The following is a 14,292-nucleotide window of genomic DNA, read 5'->3' on the forward strand; positions in this document are numbered from 1 at the left end:
CTTCGCCGCCGAAGGCCTTGATCTCCTCCACCACCGCGTTGGCGGCGTCCGATCCGCCGCCGGAGCCGTCCACCGAACCGCCCAGGTCGTTGACCACCACGCGCGCGCCGCGCCGGGCTAGTTCGAGCGCATGCTGGCGGCCGAGGCCCCCGCCTGCGCCGGTGACGATGGCCACTTTGCCGTCGAAGCGGATGTCCGCCATGGGGAAGTCCTCTTAAAGGTCTACGCTGACGCGAATTCGGCGGGCCTTGTGCGGCGCGGCGAGGAGGGCGTCAAGACGAAGACGCCCGCCCCGGTGAGAGACCGGGGCGGGCGAAAGCCAGGGCGGGAGCCTCGCTCTTGGGTGCGAGCCCACCTTGGCCGCAGTGCGATCCGTCTGGCCCTTGGGGAGGATAGGACGGATCGCCCGGCGTCTATCCCGCCGCCGGAGTGTTCGCCTGGGCCTGCTGCTGGGTGCGCATGAACTTCACCAGCACCCGCTGGCCGATCAGGAAGGGAGCGCCGTCGGTGCCGACCACCACCTCGACCACGCGTTCGTCGCTGCGTTCGGTGGGATCGTCGGACTGCAGCTTGCGCGCGCCGAACACTGCCGCGCGGCGGATCACCTTGCCGGCGATGACCTTGCCGGGATCGGCTTCCGGCGACAGCTGCACGGTCTGGCCGATGACCACAAAGGGCAGGGCGCTTTCGGAGATCTCGGCGCGGACGATGCGGTTGGCCTTGGGCTCCAGGTCGAACATGTTGGAGACGTTCAGTGTCGAGGCGCCGGCGCCGGGGTTGGCGTAGCGGCGCACGATGCGGCCGTTGGCCGGGGCGCGGATGATGGTCAGTTCCTGATTGTACTTGGCCTCGCTGAGCTTGGCCTGGGCGGTGATGATGGCGGCGTTCTGGGCGGCGAGGCTCGCGTCGGCGCCGCGGATCGCGTCCTGCGCCTGGTCGACCTGCTGGCGGGCGACGTAGTTGGAGGCGATCAGCCCCTGCAGCCGGCTGAACTCGCGCTTGGCGGTGGAGATCTGCACCTGCAGCAGCGCGACCTGGGCCTTGGCCTGGTCGAGCTCGGCCTGGGCCTCCTGGGCCGCCAGCCGGGGCTGTTCATCTTCTAGCCGGGCCAGGACCTGGCCCTTCACGACCTCGTCGCCTTCCTGGACGTTGACCTCCTTGATGACGCCTGCCGTGCGGGCGGCGACCTGGATCACGCCGCCTTCAACGTCGGCCTTGCCGTTGGCGATGGCGACATATGGGCTCTTGGGCGCGTTGGCGGCGGCCTGTTTGGCGGCCACGGCCTTCTTGGCGTTGGCCTGCTGGGACAGGACGACGCCGCCGGCCCCCAGCACAAGCACGAGGACGGCGACGATCCAGAAGATGCGGCTGCGGGCGAGGGCAAGCATGACTTTGGTCCTTAGGCCCCGGCGAATGCGGGATGGAGCTGCTGTTGGTCGGCCGCGACCGACAAGGGGTCGGCGCGGCGGTCGTCGAGGATGAGGCCATCCTCGATGTGGATGATGCGGTCGGCGTAGCTTTCCAGCCTCGGGTCATGGGTCACGCAGACCACCGCGGCGCCGAACGACTTGGCGGCGCGCTGCAGGAGCTTGATCACGATCTGGCCGTTCTCGCCGTCCAGAGCGCTGGTCGGCTCGTCGGCGAACAGGAGCTGCGGATCCTTGGCCAACGCTCGCGCTATGGCGACGCGCTGCTTCTCGCCGCCCGACATCTCCGACGGGCGGGAGTTCATGCGCATCTCCAGGCCCACTTCGGTGAGCGCGGTGGCGGCCTTGTGCCGGGCCTCGGCGCGCGAGTAGCCCTTGTACTTCAGGATGATCTCGACCTGCTGGAGCGCGGTCAGCGCCGGAAACAGGTTGAAGCCCTGGAAGATGAAGCCGCAGTGGTCGAGGCGGAAGCGGTCGATCTTGCCGGGCTTCAGGCTCCAGAGGTCCTGGTCCATGGCCTGCACCTGGCCGCTGTCCGGCCGCAGCAGGCCCGAAAGCGCCGCGACGAGCGTCGACTTGCCGGAGCCCGACGGGCCCATGACCATGGTCACTTCGCCGTGCAGGGCCTCGAAGTCCACGGACTTCAGGACCTCGATATGGGTGCGGCCGGTCTTGAAGCGCTTCTTCAGGCCGCGCGCGACGAGGGCCGGCTTCGGGGAGGCGGGTTCAGAGCTCATCGCAGCAGGTCCGCAGGTTGGCTTTTCTTCAGGACGCCCAGGGAGAAGAGCCCCGAGAGGATCGAGATGACGGTGAGCAGGATCACCACGGTGATCACCCACGGTATGGGGAAGCCCATGGGCATGTTGAACTTGGCGGCCAGCAGGTAGACGCCAAAGGTGAAGAGGGCCGTGGCCAGGAGGCCGGCCACGCCGACCCACAGCGACAGCTCCAGGACGATCTTGCTGAGCGAACCCAGGGACACGCCGAGGGCGCGCAGGCTGGCGAATTCCTTGATGCTGGCCAGGATCGCGCCCCGCAGGGTCTGCGAGGTGATGCCGACCCCGATGAGCAGGCCCAGGAACAGCGAGAAGCCCAGGAAGATGCCGATGATCTGCTCGCCCATCAGGGCCTTGCGGTTGGCTGCGGCGAGGTCGGGCTTGCTCCAGGCCTTGTAGGCGCCGTTGGCGATCGAGTTCAGCTGATCGCGCACGGCGATCGCCTGAGCGGGGTCGCGCAGGCGCACCATCAGAGGACCGGTCTTGCCGTTCTTCGGACCCATGCCGAGCAACCGCATGGTGTCGCGCGACATGTAGACGACCGGCTGGTCGACGTTGGCGTAGTTCTCCAGGAGGGCGCGCACATGCACCGTCTTGCCGTTCAGGCTGGCCGTCGCGCCGAGGTGCGTGCCGAGCGTCGCCAGGGCCGTCTTGTCGACCACCACCGCATAGGGCTCAAGCAAGGCCAGCCGGACGGACTCCGGGTAGTCGATGGGAAGGGTGACCGAGCCAGGCCGGGGATCGACGTCGAAGGTGTTGACGAAGGTCCGGACCGCCTTCTTGCCGGGCTCGGGCGTGTTGATCCACGGCGCGCCGTCGCCGTCCAGGCTCTCAACCTCGACGACCTGTGGGTTGAGATAGATCAGCGGCTGGATGCGCTCGGGAAGGCCATTGGGCCCGGAGTTGATCAGGCTGTCGTTCTTGGGTCCGAGGATCATCAGGTCGGCGCGGGAGCGGTCGATCGAGGCGGTGATCGAGTTCACGATGCCGGTGAACATGCCGACCTGCGCCAGGACCAGCAGGCCCGAAAAGGCCAGCGCCACCATCGCGGCGCTGTAGCGCTTCCACTCGTAGAGCAGCGTGGCCAGGGCCAGCGACATCGCGACAATCTCCCGTTCGAACGCGAGATGTCGCGGCCCGGCCCCGGGGACCAGTTAAATCCCGGTAACACCGGGGTAACAGGCCAGCCCACGCCGTCGCGAAACGCGCTCAACCAGCAAGAGGCGCGAAGCGCCGACGCCAGATGCGGGCGGTCCGATTAAACCTTTGTAATCCGCCGCCGAGCGGCAGCTATTCGCCGCCCTTGGCCTTTTCCGGGATCGGCGTGCCGAAGATGCCGGGCCCCATGGACGGCTTGATTCCCATGGCTTCCTGCTTGCGCGCGCCGCCCAGGATGCCGGTCATGGCGTAGTTGCCCTCGTGGCAGGCGTATTCGTAGACCTGCTCCTTGCGCGCGTTCAGGCTCTCTTCCGCGCGCCAGGCCTGGGTGTAATAGACCGGGTCGTCGACCTGGAACTCGTAGAAGATCTGGTCCTTCGAGGCGCGGCTGAGTTTTTCGGTCACGTGGCCCTTCTCCGACAGGAAGATCGGCCCGTTGCGGCCTTCCTCCGGGTTCACGTTGACGGTGTCGATCACCAGGGTGTCGCCGTCCCACCAGCCGACGCTGTCGCCCAGCCAGGGCGAGATCGCGGCCGGGCGATGGTGAGCCAGGGCCTCGGCCTTGGTCTTGAACAGCGGGACGGTGCGCGCGTCGTGGACCATCTCCACGTCGATGACGATCGCGTCCGGCGTCTGCACGATCTGATAGTTGTTGTTGTAGATGGTGTTGAGCATCCCCGGTCCGCCGGAGCCGGTGAAGCCGATCAGGCAACGCTCCGACAGGGGCAGGTACTCCGGCCCCGCGAACAGGTTCTTCTGCCGCTCGGCGCGCGCGGCGGCCATCAGCTTTCGGCCGGCGTCGGAGACCGGCAGTTGGCCGTTCGCCGGCTCGACGATCCAGGAGGTGCGGTACTCGCCCTTGACGTTGGCCAGGCTCTTGCCCGGGTCGATCCAGAAGGTGTTGTAGCCGCGGTCGCTGTTGCCGTCCTTGAGCAGGTTGTCGTCCAGGTTCGAGGCGCCTTCCTCGGCCAGGGCCAGCTTCTGGAAGGGGCTGTCGGCGGCGAGCTTGGCGGCCTCGTCCTTGCCGACCGCGAGACGGGTCACGCCGGGCGCGCGGGTGAGGTTGGTCACCGAGGCGTTGGACCAGACGCCGGTCAGGTCGGGTTTGCCGTAGCTGGTTCGTGGGATGGGTGCGGGCTTGGCCTTGGCTGGGGCATCGGCCGCCTGGGCCGCGCCGCCGAAGGCCAAGAGACACGCCGCCATCACCGCGACCGAAACGCCTGTCCGCATCATAGCCTCCCTTGCGGGCGCTCTTGATCGGCCGGCGCCCATCCGTTTTGAGCCACAGAGTCTAACAGACTCCGCGGGACCCGACAGGCGGCAATCTTGCGCCGGCCGAGCATCTGGCCCTCTATCGACGAGGGGGCTGCTGACTCGCGGCCGGTTGGGGCTGCTGGCGAATGTTCGGACTGGAAAATGCGCAGAGCCTGGTGGGCATCGCGCTGGCCATCGGTATCTGCTGGGCGCTTTCGGAGAACCGCCGGCTGTTCCCGTGGAAATTGGCGATCGGGGCCGTGCTGGTGCAAGCAGCGCTGGTCCTGGCGCTGTTCGGCCTGCCGGCCCTGCGCGCAGGCCTGGAGGGCGTCGGCCATGCGGTGGACGGGCTTTCGGCCTCGACCCAGGCCGGCGTCGCCTTCGTGTTCGGCTTCCTGGCCGGCACCCCGGACCAGCCCTATGTGCTGACCAACCCGGGCTCGCTGTTCGTCTTCGCCTTTCGGGTGCTGCCGGTGATCCTGGTGGTCTGCGCGCTGGCGGCGCTGCTCTGGCACTGGCGGATCCTGAAGTGGATCACCCAGGGCTTCGGCGTGGTCTTCGAAAAGACCATGGGCCTGCGCGGGCCCCCGGCGCTGGCCACGGCCGCCACCATCTTCATGGGCCAGGTGGAGGGCCCGATCTTCATCCGCAGCTACCTGCCGAGCCTCTCGCGCTCCGAACTCTTCATGCTGATCGCCGTGGGGATGAGCTGCGTCTCCGGGTCCACCATGGTGGCCTATGCGACCATCCTGAAGGATGTCCTGCCCAACGCCGCCAGCCACGTCCTGACCGCATCGATCATCTCCGCCCCGGCCGGGGTGCTGCTGGCGCGCATACTGGTGCCGCGCGTGCCGGGAAATGAGGTCTCCGATCCGGACAATCCGGTGGAGGACAAGGTCTATGAAAGCTCGGTCGACGCCCTGATCAAGGGCACCTCCGATGGCCTCTCCATCGTACTCAACGTGGCCGCGACCCTGATCGTCTTCGTGGCCCTGGTGGCGATGCTGAACGGCATCCTGGGGATGCTTCCCAGCGTCGGCGGCCAGCCGGTCTCGGTGGAGCGCATCCTGGGCGTGATCTTCGCGCCCCTGGCCTGGGCGCTGGGCATCCGCTGGGCCGACGCGCCGACGGCGGGCTCGCTGCTGGGCGTGAAGCTGGTGCTGACCGAGTTCACCGCCTTCATCCGAATGGGCGGCATTCCGCCCGGCGCCATCGACGAGCGCACGCGGGTGATCATGACCTATGCGCTCTGCGGCTTCGCCAACATCGCTTCGGTGGGCATCAACGTGGCCGGCTATTCGGTGCTGGTGCCGGAGCGCCGCGCCGAGATCATGGGCATGGTCTGGAAGGCGATGATGGCGGGCTTCCTCGCCACCTGCCTGACGGCCTCGGTGGTGGGGGTCATGCCATCGGCCCTGTTCGGCCACGAACCTCCGCCGCCCAAGCCCGCGCCGGTGCTGGCGCCCACGCTCGCGCCCAATCCCACGCCGCCCGCGGCGTCCACCCCCGATCACGCCCCGGCCAAGCCATGAAACTCTACGACGCTCCCATCGCGCCCAACCCGCGCCGCGTGCGCTGGGTGATGGCCGAGAAGGGGATCACCGACATCGAGGTGGTCCCGGTCAGCATCCCGGACGGCGAGCACAAGCAGCCGGCCTACCTGGCCAAGGCGGGCCTGCCGCAGCTGCCGATGCTGGAGATGGATGACGGGACCACCATCACCGAGTCCCTGGCCATCTGCCGCTTTCTGGAGAGCGTCTATCCGGAGCCCAACCTGTTCGGCGCCACGCCCAAGGAGGCGGCGGTCATCGAGATGTGGACGCGCCGCGCCGAAATGCTGGTGGCCACGCCCTTCATGCTGGGCGTTCGGCTCAGCCATCCGGCCTTCGCGGCGTTGGAGACCCCGGCGCCGGAAGTCGCCGAGTGGAACCAGAAGACCGGCCTGAACGCCTTGAAGGTCCTCGACCGGCGGCTGGGCGAGAGCCCGTTCCTGGCCGCCGAGCGGCTGACCATCGCCGATATCGTCGCCGCCGTCGGCATCGACTTCGCGCGCATCGTGCGGTTGAGGCCGCCGGAGGAGCTGGCGCACCTGAACCGCTGGCTGGAGGCCATGCGCGAGCGGCCGGGGGCCAAGGCATGAGCGCCACCCGCCGCTTGGTGCTGGGCGCGAGCCTGGCGGCGCTGGCGGCGCCGGCCCTGGCGCTCGATCCCGGCGTCGCATCCGGGGCCTTCGCGTTCGACGGGGCGAAGTTCGATCTCAAGCACGCCATCGCGCTCAGTCAGGACAATGCCGAAGGCCTGCTGGAAAACGGCCCGCAGATCCGCGTTGTGCTCTCCGATATCGAGGTCCCGATCGCCTCTCTCTATGGGGTCGGGTTCCCGCCGGTGCTCGGGATGGCGCGGGAGGCGGCGGTCAGCGGCCTGATGCTGGAGTTCGCACCGAAAAGCCCGACGGCCATGCACGTCACGATGCTATCCAAGCCCAAGGAGCTGGGCGCCTCGCTGACCAACCTCTCGATGGCCAATTCGGCGGGGATCTTCAAGCGGCTGGAGGTGAGCGCCAACCGGGTCTCGGGCGACTATGACGACGGGTCCGACGTCAAGTTCAGCTTCAGCGCCCCGGTGTTCACCGATCCGGTGCAGGCCGACCTGCAGGGCCCGGCGGCCCAGGCGAGCGAGCAGATCCGGGTGCTGATCGCGCGCGCTGAGGCGCTGCAGCGCGGCGACCTGCCGGCGGCCGTGGCGCTTTCCTCCAAGGTCTCGCGCATCGGCGAGATGCCGCCCGAGGTTCTCAAGCAGGCCGCCCAGGCCATGCCGCAGATGATCAAGGACCTGAAGGCCGTCAAACGGGTGGTCGTGCGCCAGTCCACGGCGGTCGCCCTGCAGGGCCGGGGCAGCTGGGCGAGCCTGGTGCTGGAGAACGGCGCCTGGAAGGTCGCCGACTAGGGCGCGCTATTCCCGCAGGCCCGCGATCCGCTCCATCATCGGCTTCTGCAGGGCGGGCAGCCGCCCGATCGTGCGGATCGCCAGGTTGCGGACAGCAATCAGCAGCGGATTGGAGGACTGCACGGCGCCCAGCATCCGCTCGCTGAGCACGATCCAGCGGCGCCCGATCGGGTGGCGTTCGGCGGTGTAGCCGTCTAGCGTCCCCTCCGCGAGACGCTGGGCGAAGGCGTGTGCGTCCTCGATGCCGAGGTTCATGCCCCGCGCACCGATTGGCGAGTGCACGTGCGCCGCGTCGCCGCCGAGGAAGACGCCGCCGGCCTGGTAGCGGTCGGCCTGGCGCACCGGGATGTGGAACGTGCCGCTCTGGCTGACCTGGGCGCTCGACGCGCCTGGGATGTGGCCGAGCGGGTCGGGTGTGTTGGAGATCGCCCGGAACCGCTTCGGCCCGATGGGGATGATGAAGCCCATGTCACCGGTGCAATGCAGTGACGCCATGGCGGTCGCCTCGGCGAACGGCCAGTCCGGGATCACCACATCGGCGATGCTCCAGGTGCGCTTGTGGGTGTAGCCCGTGAAACCCAGGCCCAGGATGTCGCGGACGCGGCTGTGCGACCCGTCAGCGGCGAAGACATAGTCGAAGGTCCCGCCCCTGGCGCCCGAGACATCGGCCTGCGCCCTGGCGCCGGCCGGGCGGATGCCGGTCAGCTCCGCGTTCCACTCCACCGTCACGCCCAGGCCGCGCAGCACCTCCTCCATGACGGCCTCGGTCTCGCTCTGCGCCAGGGCGAGCAGGAAGTTGAAGCGGTGGGGGATGCGCGAGACCTCGATGGTCGCGAGCTCGCGGTCCTCGTATCGCGCCTGCACCCCCTTCATGCGAATGCCCTTCGCGAGCAGGCGCTCGGTGACGCCGGTGGGCTCGAGGATTTCCAGGCTGCGCGGGCTGATGCCGACGGCCTTGGAGAGCGGGGTCGGGCCGGGCTCCTTGTCGATGATGCGGGCGGTGAAGCCGCGGCGCGCCAGCTCAAGGGCCGCGGTGAGGCCACAGGGCCCGGCGCCGACGATCAGGATCTTGGGCTTGGCCGACATGACAGTCCTCGAACGCGCCGCCGCAGCGCCGGTTCAGCCTGCGGGTTTCGGCGCCGGAGCCGGCGGCCGGGGCGGCAGCGGGAAGACGATGAAGTCGTCGTGCACGTCCTTCACCGCGGTGTCGCCCATCTTGCGCACGGCGGCCTGCAGTTCGAGAAGGTCGGCGTAGGGCAGCTCCAGCGCATGCTCGTCCGGATGCGACGGCGCGGCCTGGGGATAGTCCTTGCCGGGCGTGGTGGTCATCTCGATGTGGGCGCCCAGGATGTGGCTGACGCGGCGGTCCTTGGTGAAGGCTGCGATACGGTCGATGCTGGCCTTGTAGTCGGCGAAATCATTGGCCGGCACATAGAGCCGCCCCGGATAGAGGGTGTCGCCAGACAGCAGCAGCCGCGTGCGGCGATCGAAGACCATGATGTGCGACGGGTGGTGGCCGGGCGTGGGCACGATGTCGAGCACGCGGCCGCCCAGGTCGAAACTCGCGATCTGGTTCGGCCAGTCAGCGATCTTGAAGAAGGCGGCGACTTCCGGCGCGGTCCAGCCGACCACGACGGTGTCGGGCCGGTCCTTGAACTCCACGTCGCCCATGCGGTGGTCGCCGTGGCTATGGGAGTGGGCGACGACCAGCGGGATTGCGGTTCGGTGGTGCGCCTTCAGCCAGTCAGCGATGACGCCGTCGACGGTGGGGCGCACCTTCAGGCCGCCGGCCCCGGTGTCGAGCAGCAAGGCGCGGTCCTTGCCGAACAGCAGATAGAGGAAGGGCGCCTCGAAGTTGGTCTTCACCGACTGCCGGATGACATAGGTGTCGGCGTCATACGCCTGCACCTGCATCTGGGGTTCGCTGGCCTGCGTCCCGTCGATCCAGGGCTGGAACAGAGGTTTGGCCAGCGCCATCCCGGGCAGCGCCAGGGTGAGGGTGAGGGCGATGGCGGCGGCGGCGGCGGCGGCGAGCCTCATGCGGCGGTTCCGTGAGCTGCGGCGATCAACTCAAGAGAGCGGATTCGGGCCTGCAGGGAAGGCCCGGTCGCCATGACGAAGACCTCGTCGGCGTCTGCCTCGCGCGCCTTCTGCGCCAGCCGGGCATGAACCGTCGCCGGGTCGGCGGCGATGGAGCGGGCCTCGACCAGGGCGCGCACGGGCGTGTTTTCGTGCTCGGCCAGGAAGATCTCGGCGCCGGCGAGGTCGCGGAACCGGCGCCGGCGGCCCGACAGCATGGAGACGTTGGCCGCGCGGCGCAGTGCGTCCTCGGTCCAGGCTTGCTCGGCCGTTTCGGCGGCATAGGCGATGAGCGCGATCCCCGCCCAGGGCTCGGCGCGCAAGGCCGACGGCTGGAAGGCCTTGCGGTAGGCCGCCACCGCCGGGCCGCCGTCGGCCCGGGCGATGAACTCGGCGAACACCATGCCGACCCCCATCTGGCCGGCGAAGGCGGCGCTCTCCTGCGAGGTGCACAGCACGAAGACGTCCGGATGCGAGGGACCGGAGGGGTTGGCGTGGATCTCGCGCAGCGGGCCGTCGTCGCCGATCGGGACCTTGCCTGAGGCGTCCAGCAGCCAGGTGGTGAGCAGTTGGAAATACTGCGGGAAGGCTTCCGACCCCACCGAGCGCAGGGCGCCGCCGGTGCGTGCGTCGGTCCCCAGCGCGCGGCCGAGGCCGAGGTCGATGCGGCCAGGCGCCAGCGCCTCCAGCTCCATGAACACCTCCGCCACCTTCAGCGGCGAATAGTTGACCAGCATAACGCCGCCGGACCCCAGGCGGATGGTGCTTGTCGCCTGGGTGAGGGCGGCGATCAGGATCTCCGGCGCCGGCGAACCGAGGCCGGAGATGTTGTGGTGCTCCGCCAGCCACAGACGGTGATAGCCGAGCCGCTCGGCGGCCTTGGCGATCTCGATCGTTTCGCGGACCGCTTCAGCCTGGGTGGCGTCGCCGGTGACGGGGGAAAGGTCGAGGGCGGACAGGATCACTCGCGGTCACTCGTCCAGGTACGTCCAGGTGTCGGCGCCGTCGAACTTGCGGATGCGCATGGCCGGCCAGTCGACGCCGTCCATCAGCCGCGCGTTGATCGCCATCCGATCCTGGGCGCCGTCGAGGCTCTGCCAGTGGGTGGTGACGCCGCAGGTCCTGCAACGGTGGAAAGCCAGCATCCGGTCGCCCCAGACGTAGGGCTGGGTCGATCCCGGCTTTGGCAGGCCCACTTCCGACGGTTTGTAATAGGCCCAGCGGGCGGCGAGCCTGCGGCAGATGGAGCAGTTGCACTCCGTCACCGCCTTGGGCGCGTCAGGCGCGGTCAGCTTCACAGCCCCGCAATGGCAGGCGGCCTCGATCATCCTGGTCCTCCGTACCCAACCTATGGGGGATCAGGCGGCGAGACCTGTCCAGTCGGGATATCTAGGTACGCGGACCGGTTTTTTTCAGGACCGAGGAAAAACTCATCATCGGCGCGCCGCCTTCCGAGGCGTTCACGATCAGGCCGCGGACGAAGACCATGGAGCGCCCGGCCTTCACCACCTCGCCCGCGCACTCCACGCGGTCGCCGATCCCGGCCGACCCCACGAACTCGCCGTTGAAGGTGGCGGTGACGCTGCGGGTGCCGGCGATGGCGTCCTGGGCGATCCAGAACAGGCAGAAGTCGGCGAAGGTCATCACACAGCCGCCGTGCATGAACATCCCGCCGTTCATGTGCTTCTTCTCGGCCTTGAAGGCGCAGACCCGGCGGCCCTGCTCGTCGAGGCGGCAATAGAACGGCCCGGCCAGGTCCTCGAAGGGATCGCCGCCCGGATACCAGCTCCAACCGGCCCACTCGCCCTCGGTGACGACCTGCAGCTTGGACGCGTAGTTGTCGATGATCTCGCCGCCGTCCATGCGCGATGCACTCCCAGACCCGCCAAGTCGGTTCGTAAAGCATGGGCGGGGCGGTTGGGAAAGAGCCGGCCAGGGAGCCTGTCATCTGCCTTGGACGCCGCGCCGGGGGACGCGCTATAGGTCCGTTCCCTTCAGGACCTTAAACGCGACCAGGACATCATGAAGCGCGCCGCCATCGTCTCCCCCATCCGCACCGCCGTCGGCAAGTACCTGGGCGCGCTCTCCGACGTGACGGCGGGCGAACTGGGCGCGGTGGTCCTCAAGGCGCTGGTCGAGCGCACCGGGATCAATCCGGAGAAGATCGACGACGTGATCTTCGCCCAAGGCTACGCCAGCGGCGAAGCGCCCTGCATCGCGCGCTATTCGGCGCTGGCGGCGGGCCTGCCGATCGAGATCCCCGGCTATCAGCTCGATCGCCGCTGCGGCTCGGGCCTGCAGGCGGTGATCGACGCGGCGATGATGGTGCAGACCGGCGTGGCCGACGTGGTGATCGCCGGCGGCGTCGAGAGCATGAGCAACGCCGAGTACTACACCACCGACATGCGCAAGGGCGCGCGGATGGGCTCGGTGACCCTGCACGACCGTCTGGCCCGCGGCCGGGTGATGAGCCAGCCCATCGAACGCTTCGGGGTGATCAGCGGCATGATCGAGACCGCCGACAACCTGGCGCGCGACTATCAGATCAGCCGCGAGGCCTCGGACGAATACGCCGCCATGAGCCACCAGCGCGCGGCGGCCGCCTGGGCGGCGGGCAAGTTCGACGACGAATTGGTGCCGGTCTCGGTGAAGCAGAAGAAGGGCGACCCGATCGTCTTCGCCATGGACGAGGGCGTGCGCGCCGACGCCACCGCCGAGAGCCTCGGCAAGCTGAAGCCCATCGAGAAGGACGGCGTCGTCACCGCCGGCAACGCCAGCCAGCAGAACGACGCCGCCGCCGCCTGCCTGGTGGTCGCCGAAGACAAGCTGGAGGAGCTCGGCCTGGAGCCGATGGGCTATTTCGTGAGCTGGGCCGCCGCCGGCTGCGATCCCTCGCGCATGGGCATCGGCCCGGTGCCGGCGGTGAAGCGCCTCTTCGAACGGACCGGCCTGGGCTGGAGCGACATCGACCTGGTGGAGCTGAACGAGGCCTTCGCCCCGCAGGTGCTGTCGGTGCTGAAGGGTTGGGGCTGGGATGAGCGCGACCGGCTGAACGTCAACGGCTCGGGCATCAGTCTCGGCCACCCGATCGGGGCGACCGGCGGGCGGATCCTGGCCAACCTGCTGCGTGAGCTGCAACGGCGCGACGGCAAGTACGGCCTGGAGACCATGTGCATCGGCGGCGGCCAGGGCATCGCCGCGATCTTCGAGCGCGCCTGACCCATGGCGCTCGATCTCGAGACCCGCGAACAGCTGATCGACACCGTCCGCCGGTTCGTCGCCGAACGCCTTCGGCCGTTGGAGGCCAAGGTGGCCGAGGACGACGCCATGCCGCCCGAAGTGGTCGAGGAGATGAAGGCCCTCGGCCTCTTCGGCCTGTCGATCCCGGAAGCCTACGGCGGCCTGGACCTTTCCATGGAGGACGAGTGCCTGGTGGCCGTCGAACTCGGGCGCACCAGTCCCGCGTTCCGCTCCACCTTCGGCACCAACGTCGGCATCGGCAGCCAGGGGCTGGTGATGTTCGGGACCGAGGATCAGAAGCAGAAATACCTTCCGGGGATCGCGTCCGGCGAGATCATCACCTCCTTCGCCCTCACCGAGCCGGAGGCCGGGTCGGACAGCGCCAACGTCCAGACCCGCGCGATCCTGGACGGCGACGTCTATGTGCTGAACGGCTCCAAGCGGTTCATCACCAACGCCAACAAGGCCGACCTCTTCACGGTCATGGCGCGCTCGGATCCGGACAAGCCGGGCGCCGCCGGCGTTTCGGCCTTCCTCGTGGAGCGCGACCTGCCGGGTCTGTCGGTGGGCAAGCCCGAGAAGAAGATGGGCCAGCAGGGCGCCCACATCTGCGACGTGATCTTCGACAACGTCCGCGTGCCGGTCGCCAACCGCCTGGGCCGCGAGGGCGAGGGCTTCAAGGTCGCCATGCAGGTGCTGGACCGTGGCCGGCTGCATATCTCGGCGGTCTGCGTCGGCGTCGCCGAGCGGCTGATCAAGGACTGCGTGGCCTACATGTCCGAGCGCAAGCAGTTCGGCCAGGCGCTGTCGAACTTCCAGCTCCTGCAGGGGATGATCGCCGATTCCAAGACCGAGAGCCTGGCCGCCAGGGCGCTGACACTGGAAACCGCCCGCAAACGCGACGCAGGCCAGTCGGTGACCATGGAGGCCGCGGCCGCCAAGTACTTCGCCTCCGAGATGGTGGGCCGGGTGGCCGACCGGGCGGTGCAGATCTTCGGCGGCGCCGGCTACGTCGCCGACCACGGGATCGAGCGGCTCTACCGCGACGTGCGCATCTTCCGCATCTACGAGGGCACAAGCCAGATCCAGCAGGTGGTCATCGCCCGCGAGACCCTGAAGCGCGGCGGCTAGCCATGAGCGAGACGCTGGAATCCGCCATCTTCGACCTGCTGGCCAAGGTCGCGCCGGGCAAGTCGATCTCGCCGGAGGAGGTGGCTCGCGCCGCCGATCCGGAGAGTTGGCGCCGGACCCTGGGCCATGTGCGCGCCGTCGCCCGCGGCCTGGCGCGCCAGGACCGGCTGGTGATCCTGCGGCACAACAAGCCGGCCGATCCGGGGGACTTCAAGGGCGTCTATCGGCTGCGCCTGCCGATGGCGGGCGACCCTACATTCCAGGCGCCCGAGAATGCGGCG

Annotated in this window: 16 protein-coding genes; 6 read left to right on the plus strand and 10 right to left on the minus strand. The window is 68.8% G+C overall.

Annotated features, from left to right (window positions below; translation table 11 throughout):
* The 5 genes from E8A12_RS01780 to E8A12_RS01800 all read right to left on the minus strand — a co-directional run.
* The coding region (locus tag E8A12_RS01780) for an SDR family NAD(P)-dependent oxidoreductase (RefSeq protein WP_293366037.1) at positions 1-202 on the minus strand (202 nt) is incomplete at its 3' end.
* 211 nt (positions 203-413) lie between these two features.
* Positions 414-1,388, minus strand: coding sequence for a biotin/lipoyl-binding protein (locus E8A12_RS01785; protein WP_293366038.1), 975 nt, complete (start codon positions 1,386-1,388; stop codon positions 414-416).
* Positions 1,389-1,399: 11 nt separating this feature from the next.
* Positions 1,400-2,164, minus strand: coding sequence for an ABC transporter ATP-binding protein (locus E8A12_RS01790; protein ID WP_293366039.1), 765 nt, complete (start codon positions 2,162-2,164; stop codon positions 1,400-1,402).
* On the minus strand, positions 2,161-3,303 hold the full coding sequence (locus E8A12_RS01795; RefSeq protein ID WP_293366040.1) for an ABC transporter permease: 1,143 nt from the start codon (positions 3,301-3,303) through the stop codon (positions 2,161-2,163). The genes E8A12_RS01790 and E8A12_RS01795 overlap by 4 nt, the downstream gene beginning before the upstream one ends.
* A 190-nt stretch (positions 3,304-3,493) precedes the next feature.
* Positions 3,494-4,591 (minus strand): hypothetical protein, encoded by a 1,098-nt coding sequence (locus E8A12_RS01800; protein WP_293366041.1) that lies wholly within the window; start codon positions 4,589-4,591, stop codon positions 3,494-3,496.
* A 170-nt stretch (positions 4,592-4,761) separates the two neighbouring features.
* Here E8A12_RS01800 and E8A12_RS01805 point away from each other — a divergent pair, with 170 nt between their 5' ends.
* Genes E8A12_RS01805 through E8A12_RS01815 form a run of 3 tightly spaced genes read left to right on the plus strand, consistent with a single transcriptional unit; the run spans position 4,762 to position 7,561 of the window.
* Positions 4,762-6,147, plus strand: a complete 1,386-nt coding sequence (locus E8A12_RS01805; protein ID WP_293366042.1) for a nucleoside transporter C-terminal domain-containing protein — start codon at positions 4,762-4,764, stop codon at positions 6,145-6,147.
* Positions 6,144-6,755: a glutathione S-transferase family protein gene (locus E8A12_RS01810; protein ID WP_293366043.1), complete on the plus strand. Its 612-nt coding sequence runs from the start codon at positions 6,144-6,146 to the stop codon at positions 6,753-6,755. Before E8A12_RS01805 ends, E8A12_RS01810 begins: the two co-directional genes overlap by 4 nt.
* Entirely contained in the window at positions 6,752-7,561 is an 810-nt protein-coding gene (locus E8A12_RS01815; protein WP_293366044.1) for a hypothetical protein, read from the plus strand. Before E8A12_RS01810 ends, E8A12_RS01815 begins: the two co-directional genes overlap by 4 nt.
* A 6-nt stretch (positions 7,562-7,567) precedes the next feature.
* Here the strand turns inward: E8A12_RS01815 and E8A12_RS01820 are convergent, their stop codons facing one another.
* From E8A12_RS01820 to E8A12_RS01840, 5 genes are all read right to left on the minus strand, one after another.
* Complete coding sequence (locus E8A12_RS01820; protein ID WP_293366045.1) at positions 7,568-8,647, minus strand: FAD-dependent monooxygenase; 1,080 nt, start codon at positions 8,645-8,647, stop codon at positions 7,568-7,570.
* 33 nt (positions 8,648-8,680) lie between these two features.
* Complete coding sequence (locus E8A12_RS01825) at positions 8,681-9,601, minus strand: MBL fold metallo-hydrolase (RefSeq protein WP_293366046.1); 921 nt, start codon at positions 9,599-9,601, stop codon at positions 8,681-8,683.
* On the minus strand, positions 9,598-10,605 hold the full coding sequence (locus E8A12_RS01830; protein WP_293366047.1) for an MsnO8 family LLM class oxidoreductase: 1,008 nt from the start codon (positions 10,603-10,605) through the stop codon (positions 9,598-9,600). Before E8A12_RS01830 ends, E8A12_RS01825 begins: the two co-directional genes overlap by 4 nt.
* Positions 10,606-10,611: 6 nt before the next feature.
* Entirely contained in the window at positions 10,612-10,968 is a 357-nt protein-coding gene (locus E8A12_RS01835) for a GFA family protein (protein ID WP_293366048.1), read from the minus strand.
* Between the two features lie 61 nt (positions 10,969-11,029).
* A complete protein-coding gene (locus tag E8A12_RS01840) occupies positions 11,030-11,503 on the minus strand; it encodes a PaaI family thioesterase (protein WP_293366049.1) in 474 nt (157 codons plus the stop codon).
* A gap of 159 nt (positions 11,504-11,662) precedes the next feature.
* On the opposite strand from E8A12_RS01840, the gene E8A12_RS01845 reads away from it, so the two are divergent.
* The 3 genes from E8A12_RS01845 to E8A12_RS01855 all read left to right on the plus strand — a co-directional run.
* Positions 11,663-12,859: an acetyl-CoA C-acetyltransferase gene (locus E8A12_RS01845; RefSeq protein WP_293366050.1), complete on the plus strand. Its 1,197-nt coding sequence runs from the start codon at positions 11,663-11,665 to the stop codon at positions 12,857-12,859.
* A 3-nt stretch (positions 12,860-12,862) separates the two neighbouring features.
* Positions 12,863-14,011, plus strand: a complete 1,149-nt coding sequence (locus E8A12_RS01850; protein WP_293366051.1) for an acyl-CoA dehydrogenase family protein — start codon at positions 12,863-12,865, stop codon at positions 14,009-14,011.
* Between the two features lie 2 nt (positions 14,012-14,013).
* Positions 14,014-14,292, plus strand: a 279-nt coding sequence (locus tag E8A12_RS01855; protein WP_293366052.1) for a DUF3253 domain-containing protein, incomplete at its 3' end; no start/stop codon positions are given.

This window comes from Phenylobacterium sp. (assembly GCF_004799395.1).
Lineage (GTDB): Bacteria > Pseudomonadota > Alphaproteobacteria > Caulobacterales > Caulobacteraceae > Phenylobacterium.

Bases quoted from the DNA above. Each gene is read 5' to 3' on its own strand.
- E8A12_RS01785 (WP_293366038.1), bottom strand. From the start codon at position 1,388: ATGCTTGCCCTCGCCCGCAGCCGCATCTTCTGGATCGTCGCCGTCCTC.
- E8A12_RS01790 (WP_293366039.1), bottom strand. From the start codon at position 2,164: ATGAGCTCTGAACCCGCCTCCCCGAAGCCGGCCCTCGTCGCGCGCGGC.
- E8A12_RS01795 (WP_293366040.1), bottom strand. From the start codon at position 3,303: ATGTCGCTGGCCCTGGCCACGCTGCTCTACGAGTGGAAGCGCTACAGC.
- E8A12_RS01800 (WP_293366041.1), bottom strand. From the start codon at position 4,591: ATGCGGACAGGCGTTTCGGTCGCGGTGATGGCGGCGTGTCTCTTGGCC.
- E8A12_RS01805 (WP_293366042.1), top strand. From the start codon at position 4,762: ATGTTCGGACTGGAAAATGCGCAGAGCCTGGTGGGCATCGCGCTGGCC.
- E8A12_RS01810 (WP_293366043.1), top strand. From the start codon at position 6,144: ATGAAACTCTACGACGCTCCCATCGCGCCCAACCCGCGCCGCGTGCGC.
- E8A12_RS01815 (WP_293366044.1), top strand. From the start codon at position 6,752: ATGAGCGCCACCCGCCGCTTGGTGCTGGGCGCGAGCCTGGCGGCGCTG.
- E8A12_RS01820 (WP_293366045.1), bottom strand. From the start codon at position 8,647: ATGTCGGCCAAGCCCAAGATCCTGATCGTCGGCGCCGGGCCCTGTGGC.
- E8A12_RS01825 (WP_293366046.1), bottom strand. From the start codon at position 9,601: ATGAGGCTCGCCGCCGCCGCCGCCGCCGCCATCGCCCTCACCCTCACC.
- E8A12_RS01835 (WP_293366048.1), bottom strand. From the start codon at position 10,968: ATGATCGAGGCCGCCTGCCATTGCGGGGCTGTGAAGCTGACCGCGCCT.
- E8A12_RS01840 (WP_293366049.1), bottom strand. From the start codon at position 11,503: ATGGACGGCGGCGAGATCATCGACAACTACGCGTCCAAGCTGCAGGTC.
- E8A12_RS01845 (WP_293366050.1), top strand. From the start codon at position 11,663: ATGAAGCGCGCCGCCATCGTCTCCCCCATCCGCACCGCCGTCGGCAAG.
- E8A12_RS01850 (WP_293366051.1), top strand. From the start codon at position 12,863: ATGGCGCTCGATCTCGAGACCCGCGAACAGCTGATCGACACCGTCCGC.